The following is a 13,002-nucleotide window of genomic DNA, read 5'->3' on the forward strand; positions in this document are numbered from 1 at the left end:
CTCGCAAGAAAAACAATGGCCCTGTGCTGCGGTCCGTATCTTGAGCCCCTTCAGGAACGTGCCGTCGCGCATGAGCAAACATCCCGACATTGCCCGCGCGTGGTTTGACGCGCTGGGCTGGACGCCTTTCCCGTTCCAGAAACAGGTGTGGGCCGCCGTCAAGCGCGGCGAGTCAGGGCTGTTGCATGCCAGCACCGGGTCAGGCAAGACCTATGCGGTGTGGCTGGCGGCACTGAACAGATTTGTCCGCGTCGCGGATAAACCGCCCAAAGGCAAAGACAAAAGTGCGCCATTGACGGTGATCTGGATCACGCCGATGCGCGCGCTGGCCGCCGACACGCAGCGCTCGCTGCAAGCACCTCTGGCCGAGATGGAGATTGCCTGGTCGGTGGGCTTGCGTACCGGCGACACCTCCAGCAGCGAGCGCGCACGACAAGGCCGGCGCCTGCCCTCGGCGCTGGTTACCACCCCTGAAAGCCTGACCCTGTTGCTGGCCCGCGCCGACGCCCAAAGTGCGCTGGGCAACCTGCAAATGGTCGTGGTCGATGAATGGCATGAGCTGCTCGGTAACAAACGCGGGGTGCAATTACAACTGGCGCTGGCGCGGCTGCGGCGCTGGAATCCACAGCTGATCGTGTGGGGCATTTCTGCGACGCTGGGCAATCAGGAGCATGCCCGGCAGGTGTTACTGGGTGAAGGTGACGGCGGCGTCACAGTGCAGGGCAAGGTCATCAAGGACTTGCAGGTCGACACGCTGTTACCGGCAACGATAGAGCGCTTTCCGTGGGCCGGGCATATGGGCTTGAGCATGCTCAAGCAGGTGGTCGCCGAGGTCGAGAGCAGCAACAGTTGCCTGTTGTTCACCAATACCCGCGCACAGTCGGAACTGTGGTACCAGGCCATTCTTGGCGCACGTCCCGACTGGGCCGGGCTGATCGCCCTGCACCATGGTTCACTGTCACGCGAAGTGCGTGACTGGGTCGAGCGGGCACTCAAAGACGGTCAGCTCAAAGCCGTGGTCTGTACGTCCAGCCTGGATTTGGGCGTGGACTTCTTGCCGGTCGAGCGGGTGTTGCAGATCGGCTCGCCCAAGGGCGTGGCGCGCTTGATGCAGCGCGCCGGGCGTTCAGGCCATGCGCCGGGGCGGGCTTCGCGGGTCACGCTGGTGCCGACACACAGCCTGGAGCTGGTCGAAGCCGCCGCCGCGCAGGTGGCGGTGGCAGCGCGCATGATCGAGGCGCGGCATTCACCGCATCAACCGCTGGACGTGCTCGTGCAGCACCTGGTGAGCATGGCGCTGGGCGGCGGCTTCAAGCCCGATGAGTTGTTTGACGAGGTGCGCGGCGCCTGGGCCTATCGCGATCTGGATGAGGCGCACTGGCAATGGGCGCTGGCCTTCGTGCGCAGTGGCGGCCATTCGCTGACCGCCTACCCCGACTACCGCCGTGTCGAGCCCGACGAGCATGGCATCTGGCGCGTGCCGGACACGCGCCTGGCGCGACGGCACCGGATGAGCATCGGCACCATCGTCAGCGACGCCAGCATCACCGTGAAATACTGGAAAAAGGGCGGCGGCTCGCTGGGCAGCGTCGAAGAGGGCTTTATCGCCCGGCTGCGTCCCGGTGACAACTTTCTGTTCGGTGGACGCCTGCTGGAGCTGGTGCGGGTCGAGGACATGACCGCCTACGTCAAGCGTGCCACTGGCAAGAAAGCCGCTGTGCCACGCTGGAGCGGCGGGCGCATGCCGCTCTCCAGTGAGCTGTCCGAGGCCGTGGTCGCGCAATTCGATGCCGCCGCCCATGGCGTGTTCGAAAGCCCTGCCATGCAAACCGTCAGGCCATTGCTGGAATTGCAGCAGCAGTGGTCGGCGTTGCCACAACGCGACCGGTTGCTGGCAGAGACCTTGAAATCACGCGAAGGCTGGCATCTGTTTTTGTATCCCTTCGCCGGGCGCCATGTGCATCTGGGCCTGGCCAGCCTGCTGGCCTGGCGATTGAGCCGGCAACAACCGTTGACCTTTTCGATGGCCGTCAACGATTACGGCCTGGAACTGCTCAGCGCCAGCGAGCTGGACTGGCACGCGCTGCTGCACCAGGGCGGGCTGTTGAGTGAGGCCAATCTGGCCGAGGACATTCTTGCCAGCCTGAATGCCGGCGAACTGGCCCAGCGGCGCTTTCGCGAAATCGCCAGGATCGGCGGGCTGGTGTTTGCAGGTTACCCCGGTGCCGGCAAAAGCATTCGCCAGTTGCAGGCTTCAAGTGGTTTGTTCTTTGAGGTGTTCAAGCAGTACGACCCCGACAACCGCCTGCTGGGCCAGGCCCATGAAGAAGTGCTGAGCCTGGAGCTGGATTATCAGCGCCTGCAAGACACCTTGCAGCGCCTTGAGCGCTTGCCGCTGGACCTGCATGCCCTCAAGCGCGCCACGCCCCTGGCGTTTCCGCTGCTGGTCGAGCGCCTGCGCGAAAGCCTCAGCAGCGAGAAGCTCGCCGACCGCATTGCGCGCATGGTGCGCGATCTGGAAAAGGCCGCTGGCCCGCTGGTGGATGCATGAGTCCTGAACTGGCAGTGCAACTGGCCGGCGAAACGCTCTGGCTATTGGCTGACAAGGCGCTGTATTACCCTGCGGAAAAAACCCTGCTGATTGGCGATGTGCATTTCGGCAAGGCGGCGGCTTATCGACGCCTGGGCCAACCCGTACCGCATGGCACCACGCAAGCCAACCTCGAACGCATCGACCGGCTGCTTGCGCGGTACCCGAGCGAACGGCTGATATTTCTGGGAGATTTTCTGCATGCGCCGCAATCCCATGCGCCGGCAACGCTGGCGGCACTGGCTGAATGGCGCGGGCAGAATGCTGGACTCTCGATCACGCTGATTCGCGGCAACCACGATAATCGCGCCGGTGATCCACCGGGCTATCTGCATATCGAGGTAGTGGATGCACCATTACTGCTAGGCCCGTTTGCCTTGCAGCACGAGCCCGACCCGCACGCGACCCACCATGTGCTGGCCGGGCATGTGCATCCGGTATTTACCCTGCATGGGCTCGGCCGACAACGCCTGCGCCTGCCCTGCTTCGTGCTGGGCGAGAGCGTCACCCTGGTACCGGCATTTGGTGAGTTCACAGGGGGGTACAACGTGCGACCACAGCCCGGCCAGCGCCTGTATGTCAGTGGCGACGGCGCGGTCTGGGCGCTGGAGAAATAAGTCGCAAGCCGTGATCAGGCAACCGGGCCGGGCGGCGGCTTGTCTGGCAGGGTCGGCTCGCCAGGCTCTTGAGGCTGAGGCGTATCCGGCGCCGGCTGGCCTGGAATACCACCACCCACCATATTCAAGTGCTGGTCAGCCATCAGCGACCAGGCCAGCAGCCCGATCTCGTTGAGGGGCGCAACTCGCTGTCCAGCAGGTTTCGAATCGATTTTCATGGGGCACTCCTGAACGTTGGTTCCCACACCGTCGGCGGGGAAGAACAGTCACCCAGTAGAGTGCCGAAACGGGTATAAATTCAATCACCCGTTCATGAAATCTGTGTTAAGCACGCGGCAGGGTCACGCCACGTTGCCCCTGATACTTGCCGCCACGGTCCTTGTAGGACACTTCGCATTCTTCGTCGGACTCAAGAAAAAGCATCTGTGCCACGCCTTCGTTGGCGTAGATCTTGGCCGGCAGCGTGGTGGTGTTGGAGAACTCCAGAGTCACGTGGCCTTCCCACTCCGGCTCCAGCGGCGTGACGTTGACGATGATGCCGCAACGCGCGTAGGTGCTCTTGCCCAGGCAGATGGTCAGCACGTTGCGTGGAATGCGGAAGTACTCGACGGTGCGCGCCAGGGCGAAGGAGTTTGGCGGAATGATGCAGACATCGCTTTTAACGTCGACGAAGCTGTTGGCGTCGAAGTTTTTCGGATCGACGGTCGCCGAGTTGATGTTGGTAAAAATCTTGAATTCGTCGGCGCAGCGCACATCGTAACCGTAGCTGGAGACGCCATAGGAGATCAGGCGCTCAGCCCCTTCGCCACGCATCTGGCGCTCGACGAAAGGTTCGATCATGCCGTGCTCTTGCGCCATGCGGCGAATCCACTTGTCCGATTTGATGCTCATGGCGGTGTCCTGAAATAGCGAGGTGAAAAATATGCGCGCATCTTACCGGGCCGGGGCGCCTCCTACAAAGGCCATGCGGTCCTGTCCGACGGGCTATGGTAGCCAATGCAAATAATCCTCACCTGCCCATTGGCACTTTCAGGAAAAAGGGTTAAGGTGGCGCCACTGTGTTGCTTGTGTCACTGAGAATCTCTACAAGATGTTGAATACGCTCACCATCACCATGAATTTCCAGCTCTTTGCACTCAGTCTCGGTCGGGGTGTTTCCTGATCCGCAGTTAACTTTGTTCAAGGAGATATATTATGTCCAATCGCCAAACCGGTACCGTCAAGTGGTTCAACGATGAAAAAGGCTTCGGCTTCATCACTCCACAGTCGGGCGAAGACCTGTTCGTACACTTCAAAGCCATCCAGATCGACGGCTTCAAAACCCTGAAAGAAGGCCAGCAAGTTTCTTTCGTCGCTACCCGCGGCCAGAAAGGCATGCAGGCTGAAGAAGTGCAAATCGCTTGATTTTGCGCTGACTCGCTTCGAAAAACCCCGCTCTTGAGCGGGGTTTTTTATTGCCTGCGAAAAAGTATTGCCAGACATCAGGGGCCGGCCATAGTGACCGCCCCCGACACCATTCAATCATCGCTGACCGAAATGGTTGGCATTGCCGGGCTGGCAGCCTCTTGCAACACAATGCGTGCCCCAACCTGACGGGCCAGTTCCTGATAGACCATGGCGATCTGGCTTTGCGGCTCGGCGATCACCGTAGGCTTGCCGCCATCGGCCTGCTCACGGATCAGCATCGACAGCGGCAGTGAAGCCAGCAGCTCGACGTCGTACTGGCTGGCCAGCTTCTCGCCGCCGCCTTCACCGAACAGATGCTCGGCGTGGCCGCAATTGGAGCAGATGTGCACGGCCATGTTCTCTACCACGCCCAACACCGGGATATTGACCTTGCGGAACATCTCTACGCCCTTTTTGGCGTCCAGCAGCGCCAGGTCCTGCGGCGTGGTGACAATCACGGAACCGGCCACCGGGACTTTCTGCGCCAGGGTCAACTGGATATCGCCGGTGCCCGGCGGCATATCGATGATCAGGTAGTCGAGATCGTTCCAGGCAGTCTGGGTCACCAGTTGCAGCAAAGCGCCGGACACCATCGGACCGCGCCAGACCATCGGCGTGTTGTCGTCTGTCAGAAAGGCCATGGACATGACTTCGACACCGTGCGCCTCGATGGGCACGAACCACTTCTGATCCTTGACCCTGGGCCGGGTGCCTTCGGCGATGCCGAACATGATGCCCTGGCTTGGGCCATAGATATCGGCATCGAGAATACCGACCCGCGCACCTTCACGGGCCAGCGCCAGCGCCAGGTTGGCAGCGGTGGTCGACTTGCCGACCCCGCCCTTGCCAGAGGCCACGGCAACGATGTTCTTTACGCTGGCCAGGCCTGGAATCTGGCTCTGGGCCTTGTGCGCCTGAATCCGGCTGTCGACACGCACAGTGGCGGCGGTCACGCCGTCCAGCCCTTCGATGGCGGTCTGCAGCACCTGCGCCCAGCCCTTGCTGAACAAGCCGGCGGCATAGCCCAGTTCGATCTGCACACTGACACTGCCAGCGTCGATATCGATGGCCCGTACGCAACCGGCGCTGACCGGGTCCTGGTTAAGATAAGGGTCGGTGTACTGGCGAAGAATCGCCTCGACCGCTGCGCGGCTCACTGCGCTCATGGACTGGCTCCGAATAAAAACTGACTAAAACAGGCGGCTATCCTACCCGTTATGGCAGGCGGCGCCATGCTTTCGCTGCAAATCCGGGCCGTTTCCTACACCTGAGCGGGGTGAAAAAAAATCCCCACACCTTTATAGTGGCCGGTCTTCGTATGACTTCAAGTAGCCGAGCCCCATGTCCGAGCCACGCAAGATTCTCGTTACCAGCGCCCTGCCCTATGCCAATGGTTCCATACACCTTGGCCACATGCTCGAATACATCCAGACCGACATGTGGGTGCGTTACCAGAAGCACCGCGGCAACCAATGCACCTATGTCTGCGCGGACGACGCCCACGGCTCGGCCATCATGCTGCGCGCCGAAAAGGAAGGCATCACCCCGGAACAACTGATCGACAACGTCAAGGCCGAGCACAGCGCCGACTTTGCCGACTTTCTGGTGGACTTCGACAATTTTCACTCGACGCATTGCGATGAAAACCGCGAGCTGTCGAGCCTGATCTACACCCGCCTGCGCGATGCCGGGCATATCGCTACCCGTTCGGTCACCCAGTATTTCGACCCGGACAAGAAAATGTTCCTCGCCGACCGCTTCATCAAGGGCACCTGCCCGAAATGCAGCGCCGAGGACCAGTACGGCGACAACTGCGAAAAATGCGGCGCCACCTACGCACCGACCGAGCTGAAAGACCCGAAATCGGCGATTTCCGGAGCGACGCCGGTACTCAAGGATTCCAAGCACTTCTTCTTCGACCTGCCTGCGTTCCAGGACATGCTCCAGCAGTGGACCCGCAGCGGCACCTTGCAGGAAGCCGTGGCCAACAAGCTGGCCGAATGGCTCGACAGCGGCCTGCAACAATGGGACATCTCGCGCGATGCGCCGTACTTCGGCTTCGAGATTCCGGACGAGCCCGGCAAGTACTTCTATGTCTGGCTGGATGCGCCGATCGGCTACATGGCCAGCTTCAAGAACCTCTGCGCCCGCCGCCCGGAGCTGGACTTCGATGCCTACTGGAACAAGGACTCCAGCACCGAGCTGTACCATTTCATCGGCAAGGACATCGTCAACTTCCACGCCCTGTTCTGGCCAGCGATGCTTGAAGGTGCAGGCCTGCGCAAGCCGACCGCCATCAACGTGCACGGCTACCTGACCGTCAACGGTCAGAAGATGTCCAAGTCGCGCGGCACTTTCATCAAGGCCCGCACCTACCTGGATCACCTGTCGCCGGAATACCTGCGCTACTACTACGCCTCCAAGCTGGGCCGTGGCGTCGACGACCTCGACCTGAACCTTGAAGACTTCGTGCAGAAGGTCAACTCCGACCTGATCGGCAAGCTGGTGAACATCGCCAGCCGTTGTGCCGGTTTCATTCACAAGGGCAATGCCGGCGTGCTGGTCGAAAGCAATGCTGCGCCAGAGCTGACCGAGGCCTTCCAGGCCGCCGCACCGAGCATCGCCGAGGCCTACGAGGCCCGCGACTTCTCCCGTGCGATGCGCGAAATCATGGCCCTGGCAGACCGCGCCAACGCCTTCATTGCCGACAAGGCACCATGGTCGCTGGCCAAGCAGGAAGGCAAGCAGGATGAGGTCCAGGCCATTTGCGCGCTGGGCATCAACCTGTTCCGCCAACTGGTGATTTTCCTCAAGCCGGTACTGCCGAACCTGGCCCACGACGCCGAGCAGTTCCTCAATGTCGCGCCGCTGACCTGGAACGACCACCAGACCCTGCTGGGCAACCATCAGCTCAATCCGTTCTCGGCGCTGATGACCCGCATCGACCCGACCAAAATCGAAGCCATGGTCACCGCCTCCAAAGAAGACCTGGCCGCCAGCAACGCCGAGCAAGCGCCGAAAGGCAATGGCGAACTGGCCAAGGATCCGCTGTTGCCGGAAATCGAGTTCGATGCCTTCGCGGCCGTAGACCTGCGTGTGGCTTTGATCGTCAAGGCCGAACCGGTAGAGGGCGCCGACAAGCTGCTGCGCCTGACGCTGGATATCGGCGACGAACAACGCAACGTGTTTTCCGGCATCAAGAGCGCTTACCCGGACCCGAGCCTGCTCGAAGGTCGCCTGACCATGATGATCGCCAACCTGAAGGCGCGCAAAATGCGCTTTGGCATTTCCGAAGGCATGGTCATGGCAGCCGGCCCCGGCGGTGAAGAAATCTACCTGCTCAGCCCGGACAGCGGTGCCAAGCCAGGTCAACGCATCAAGTAATACCTGAACGGGAGGCCCAATAACTGCTCCTGGTAGCGGTTATCGGGCCTTTGCCTGTGCGCCGCCCCGCCAGGTGACCCCGGTCAGCATGGGTGGATACCAGCATGAATCTGATTCAACGCATCGACGCCCTGCTGCCTCAGACCCAGTGTGGCAAATGCGGCCACCCCGGCTGCATGCCCTACGCCGAAGGTATCGCCAAGGGCGAGGCGATCAATAAATGCCCGCCTGGCGGCGAAGAAACCCTGGCAGGTCTTGCCCGACTGCTGAATGTCCAGGCCTTGCCGCTGGACACCACACGCGGCCCGGCACCGGCGCAAGTGGCGTTTATCCGCGAGGCCGAGTGCATTGGCTGCACCAAGTGCATTCAGGCCTGCCCGGTCGATGCCATCGTCGGCGCGGCCAAATTGATGCACACCGTTCTGGTCGATGAATGCACCGGCTGCGACCTGTGTGTCGCCCCCTGCCCGGTCGATTGCATCGACATGCTGCCACTGCCGTTGCACAGCGTAGCGCCGCCAGGCCGAATCGTGCAGATGGTCGGTGACCTGGCGCTGGATGCCGACCAGCTGCAGGCCCGCACCCGCAAGCGCAACCTCGCCCGGCAGCGCTACCAGTACCGCGAAGCACGGCTACAGCGCGAGCGTGAACAGCGCCTGGCTCGCACCCCGCGCATGCACACGCCAGAATCGGCACAGGCACCTTTAGAGGCAAGTACCGAAGACCAGGCACTGAAACAAGCCAGAATCACCCTGAACATGCTTCAGGCGCAGTTGAACAAATCGCTCAAGGCCTTCGGTCATCCGCCCATCCGCGAACAGGCCATGCGCTTGCTTCAACTCAAAGACCAGGTCGATGCCGCCGGGCAGACGCTGCAAACGCTTGCGCAAGCAAGCCGGCAACAACCCATCACTCAGCAGCAGACGCAGCCCAAAACCTCTACCGCAGAGCTCAAACGCGCCAAGATCCAGCTAGCCATGGCCCGCGCCAGCCTGAACAAGGCACAAACGGCAGGCGCCCCTGCCGAACAGCTACAAACCTTGCACACGCAGGTGCATGAAGCCGAACAAGCACTACAGATCGCCGAACAGCCCAGCTAGCCACAAAGGCCCATTCGAAGGCCTCATCAGGACCCAGACCGACCATGAACGCCGCCAAACGCCAGGAGATTTTTCGCAGGCTCCACGAAGACAATCCGGACCCTAAAACCGAACTGGCCTACACCACACCTTTCGAGTTACTGGTGGCGGTGACCTTGTCTGCCCAGGCCACCGATGTCAGCGTCAACAAGGCCACTGCCAGGCTGTTTCCGGTGGCCAATACGCCTGAAGCGATTTACGCACTGGGCGTCGAGGGGTTGTCTGCGTACATCAAGACCATTGGCTTGTATAACAGCAAGGCACGCAATGTCATCGAAGCCTGTCGCTTGCTCATCGAGCGGCACAATAGCGAAGTGCCGCAAACGCGAGAAGCCCTGGAAGCGCTGCCAGGCGTAGGCCGCAAGACCGCCAACGTAGTGCTCAATACCGCGTTTCGGCAGATCGCCATGGCGGTGGACACGCACATCTTTCGCGTCAGCAACCGCACCGGCATTGCGCCCGGCAAGAATGTGGTCGAGGTGGAAAAGCAGTTGATGAAGTTTGTGCCGAACAATTACCTGCTCGACGCTCACCACTGGCTGATCCTGCATGGTCGCTACGTATGCCAGGCACGCAAGCCGCGCTGCGGTAGCTGCCGTATCGAGGACCTGTGCGACTACAAGGAAAAGACGTCCGACGATTGAGTAATAGATTCACCCAGGCCCGGACGATTGAAAAAATCTTTTTTACCCGCCTTTGGATTGGCGCTATAAGGGGCGCCAATGACAGCCTAAGCCTGGAGTCAAATTGCATGAGTACCGGCAAAGAGCAATTGGACGTGGAAGATGATTTCGTGGTCGACGCGGACGACAGCGAAACGCCTTCTGTCGAGCCCGCCAAGACCAATCTGAGCAAACGCCGCACCATCGACAACATGCTTGAAGAGCGGCGCCTGCAAAAGGAGTTGGCCGACTACGATTTCGACATTTAGGCGCCTGCCCTTACGCCCCCTCAGACCAGCCCGTTGCGCTGAGCCAGCTCGATGAGGTCGACCAGAGAATGTGCATTGAGCTTGAGCAGCAGACGGGTTTTATAGGTACTGACCGTCTTGTTGCTCAGGAACATGCTGTCGGCGATTTCCTTGTTGGTCTTGCCACGCGCAAGCTGCTGCAGAACCATCATTTCCCGTCCTGACAAGCGATCGACCATATCCGCTTCGCTGGCGTTGCCCATGCTCGAACGCACCGTGTGCAAAGCCTGATTGGGAAAATAACTGTACCCCGAAAGCACTGCCTTGATTGCGCTGAGCAACTCGGTCAGATCCTGCTGCTTGCACACATACCCTGATGCGCCGGCCTGCATGCAGCGCATCGAGAAATGCCCCGGCGCCTGAGAGGTGAGAATCAACACCTTGAACGGCAGGGCCATGGCCGAAAGGCGGGCAATGACCTCAAGGCCGTCAAGTTTGGGAATGCCGATATCGAGAATCACGATATCGGGCAAGTGCTCACGAGCCAGTTGCAGTGCATCCACTCCATTGTCGGTCTCTGCAACCACCTCATAACCATGGCGCTCCATCAGCATGCGTACGGCAAGGCGAATGACAGGATGATCATCCACGATCAGCACTTTATTCATGGGCAGTCCAATTTTTGCTATTCGAATTTTCAGAGTCAGCACAATAGCCTAGTCGTTTAGTGCTTTGCATGACGCGCCCCCCTTGAGAGCGACAGCCAAAGACCATTCCCACACTCAGCGCAGAACTTTCCTACAAATCTCGCCTCAACTGACGAGCCGTCGATGTCCATCACAAGTTATCCCTTCAAAATCCGGTGGAGTGATTGTTTTCCCGAACGCCGTGATAGAGCCGTTGGTTCCAGACCTGACAAGCATTGCCGCGCCCGGTGAACTAATGATTTGAACTCACGCTGGTGGCAGATGAACAAAATAGTCTCAAGCAAAGTGCCACTACTCTGCACCCTCATCACTCCAGCCCATTGCCAGGCCCCACCAGCGTCGATACTCATGACAAGACTGCCATGCTTCTTACAGGGGCACGTGAAGCACATGCCGAACGGCACATCATGACTTGGCAAGCGTTTTTATATCTTCTTACGCAAGGCCATGTGCCAGTCCGTCGTTTAAAACTACACGTAACCTGACGCCGTTTTCGTACATATATCTATTTTGGGAGCAGGACCACAAAATATTCAGAAATACCTTACAAGACTTTGTCCTGTCGGATGGACCTCTCCCCGGCGCCGCGCCTTCCGGGGAGGAGTCTTACGCCCATGAAGGGCTCAGCCGACAAGGAGCTAATACCATCTCCGACGCCGAATCCAGACCTGAAGTGCGAAACAGGAAATGGACTACAGCACTAACAGACGTTGCAATAAAATAAGTAAGACAGTTACCACACGAACAGGCGCTTTTATGTAGTCTTCCAATTTTTACTTGCAAATCCTATTACCAGTCGTTACTTTTTTAACAACCAGCCTTACTAGATACGGGCAAGAGCCACTTACTGGACACGCGCCACCGTACGAGGCAGCCCATGATAATGGCGCCATGACTTACTGTGTTTTAAATGGGCCCGGCTTATCGGCGGACTCGAACGGATTCGATCAACATAAACACGGCCAATCAACTGCACTCTTCCTTTGTCATGGCCGACCGGGCCTGACGATTCTTTTTGAATGGCCGTGTGTATAACCATGTTCAAAAAGGAATAGACCATGAACAACAAACCTTCACGCTCGGCTTCAACTTCGTCAACCCCCATGGACCTGACGGCTGCGGTAGAAGCGTTCGTTGCCCAGGGCGGTGTGATTGCCGTCATCGCCGATGGCGAATCGGCAGACAACACGCCCGGGAAGACTGACAAAGAACAGGGCGCCCGTGAGCCCGAACCCGATCAGCAGACCCGACTGACACTGCTCAAGACGCTGGTCAATAAAGGTGCGGGGGTTTCTTCATTGCAGTACTCCTTGCGCATGAACAAGAAGGACATTCGTCAACTGGCACTGGCACATGGCATCAAGATCAACTTCAGCCGGCCGGTCAGTGAGAGCCGCGACGCCGCCCGCCACGAGGCGCTCGACGTCGATGACGTCATGGCCGGCCATGCCATGCACTACTCCAGCCTGGGTTACACGGTGCCCGAGATTGCCCAGGTGATGGGCCTGAGCATTCGTCAGGTCTGGAACATCGGCAAAGCCTACCGGTTCGAGTTCAAGCAGCAGAAGCCAAGCGATACCCCCTGACAAGAAGCGTCACGCCTCGACCCGAACAGGCCGGGGCGCCAGCTGCCATCAGTGCGCACGACAAGGCAACGCCCTTAGTTCACGTAGGAATCAGCCACAGCACATAGAGTTTTCATCTGCACGACAAGTAAGCCATTTGAAAAAGTCATTTAGCCAGAGTGGATGACGCGGTAGTGAAGCGTGTAGCCAGTATGAGCCGACCCTGAGCGCGTGCTCACAAAGATGACTAAAGTGATTCACTCACCCATTTAAAGGAGGGTACATGCGCCATTGCGAACACCGTCGACCTGAAACTTTTCAGGTCATTCGAATACATTCATATCGATGGAAATACCCTGTCAATACTGAACGAATACCGAACACTGGAGCATGCCTTGAAGGCGTATAAGGACCGGCTTGAGTTGCTCAAACACAGCGAAGAACTTTCCAGGCACCTGGTGTTTGAACAAAAACTGCTGACGCTGTTAAACCATTACAGTATGGGATTTGAACACGTGATGAGTTTTATTCCACGCACGGTACAACAGTCCATGCGCCCGCCTGGAAAACGCAAGGCTGGCAGACCACGCAAGGCATGAAGCGGGTCATGCAACGCGGTCATGCAGCCCCGGCCGGGGCTGCAT

At 59.3% G+C, this 13,002-nt stretch carries 13 protein-coding genes; 9 read left to right on the forward strand and 4 right to left on the reverse strand.

What is annotated here, in order from left to right:
* Positions 1–70: 70 nt before the first annotated feature.
* A complete protein-coding gene (locus tag ACYP2A_RS29460; protein ID WP_459749446.1) occupies positions 71–2,551 on the forward strand; it encodes a ligase-associated DNA damage response DEXH box helicase in 2,481 nt (826 codons plus the stop codon).
* Positions 2,548–3,207, forward strand: a complete 660-nt coding sequence (pdeM, locus tag ACYP2A_RS29465; protein WP_459749447.1) for a ligase-associated DNA damage response endonuclease PdeM — start codon at positions 2,548–2,550, stop codon at positions 3,205–3,207. Before ACYP2A_RS29460 ends, pdeM begins: the two co-directional genes overlap by 4 nt.
* A 14-nt stretch (positions 3,208–3,221) precedes the next feature.
* Here pdeM and ACYP2A_RS29470 read toward each other — a convergent pair whose 3' ends face one another.
* Both ACYP2A_RS29470 and dcd read right to left on the reverse strand, forming a co-directional pair.
* Complete coding sequence (locus ACYP2A_RS29470; protein ID WP_459749448.1) at positions 3,222–3,425, reverse strand: hypothetical protein; 204 nt, start codon at positions 3,423–3,425, stop codon at positions 3,222–3,224.
* Positions 3,426–3,531: 106 nt separating this feature from the next.
* Positions 3,532–4,098, reverse strand: a complete 567-nt coding sequence (gene dcd / locus ACYP2A_RS29475; protein WP_056834698.1) for a dCTP deaminase — start codon at positions 4,096–4,098, stop codon at positions 3,532–3,534.
* Between the two features lie 303 nt (positions 4,099–4,401).
* Between dcd and ACYP2A_RS29480 the strand changes: the two genes are divergently transcribed.
* Entirely contained in the window at positions 4,402–4,611 is a 210-nt protein-coding gene (locus ACYP2A_RS29480) for a cold-shock protein (RefSeq protein ID WP_056834696.1), read from the forward strand.
* Between the two features lie 113 nt (positions 4,612–4,724).
* Here ACYP2A_RS29480 and apbC read toward each other — a convergent pair whose 3' ends face one another.
* A complete protein-coding gene (gene apbC, locus ACYP2A_RS29485; RefSeq protein WP_459749449.1) occupies positions 4,725–5,819 on the reverse strand; it encodes an iron-sulfur cluster carrier protein ApbC in 1,095 nt (364 codons plus the stop codon).
* A 175-nt stretch (positions 5,820–5,994) separates the two neighbouring features.
* Between apbC and metG the strand changes: the two genes are divergently transcribed.
* The 4 genes from metG (at position 5,995) to ACYP2A_RS29505 (ending at position 10,107) form a co-directional block, all read left to right on the forward strand.
* The gene (gene metG / locus ACYP2A_RS29490) at positions 5,995–8,037 is read left to right on the forward strand and encodes a methionine--tRNA ligase (protein ID WP_459749450.1); all 2,043 of its coding nucleotides are present in this window, start codon (positions 5,995–5,997) and stop codon (positions 8,035–8,037) included.
* 104 nt (positions 8,038–8,141) lie between these two features.
* Positions 8,142–9,137 carry an electron transport complex subunit RsxB gene (rsxB, locus tag ACYP2A_RS29495; RefSeq protein WP_459749451.1) on the forward strand — a complete coding sequence of 332 codons (996 nt, stop codon included), beginning with the start codon at positions 8,142–8,144 and terminating at the stop codon, positions 9,135–9,137.
* Between the two features lie 44 nt (positions 9,138–9,181).
* Positions 9,182–9,820, forward strand: a complete 639-nt coding sequence (gene nth, locus ACYP2A_RS29500; protein ID WP_459749452.1) for an endonuclease III — start codon at positions 9,182–9,184, stop codon at positions 9,818–9,820.
* A 107-nt stretch (positions 9,821–9,927) separates the two neighbouring features.
* Positions 9,928–10,107 (forward strand): PA3496 family putative envelope integrity protein, encoded by a 180-nt coding sequence (locus tag ACYP2A_RS29505; RefSeq protein ID WP_459749453.1) that lies wholly within the window; start codon positions 9,928–9,930, stop codon positions 10,105–10,107.
* A 20-nt stretch (positions 10,108–10,127) separates the two neighbouring features.
* Here the strand turns inward: ACYP2A_RS29505 and ACYP2A_RS29510 are convergent, their stop codons facing one another.
* Positions 10,128–10,754, reverse strand: a complete 627-nt coding sequence (locus ACYP2A_RS29510) for a response regulator (protein ID WP_459749454.1) — start codon at positions 10,752–10,754, stop codon at positions 10,128–10,130.
* A gap of 1,097 nt (positions 10,755–11,851) precedes the next feature.
* Between ACYP2A_RS29510 and ACYP2A_RS29515 the strand changes: the two genes are divergently transcribed.
* Together ACYP2A_RS29515 and ACYP2A_RS29520 are read left to right on the forward strand one after the other, a co-directional pair.
* Positions 11,852–12,379 (forward strand): hypothetical protein, encoded by a 528-nt coding sequence (locus ACYP2A_RS29515; protein WP_459749455.1) that lies wholly within the window; start codon positions 11,852–11,854, stop codon positions 12,377–12,379.
* Positions 12,380–12,753: 374 nt separating this feature from the next.
* Positions 12,754–12,957, forward strand: a complete 204-nt coding sequence (locus ACYP2A_RS29520; protein WP_459749456.1) for a hypothetical protein — start codon at positions 12,754–12,756, stop codon at positions 12,955–12,957.
* The last annotated feature ends 45 nt before the right edge of the window (positions 12,958–13,002 follow it).

Source organism: Pseudomonas sp. 3A(2025), from assembly GCF_054589175.1.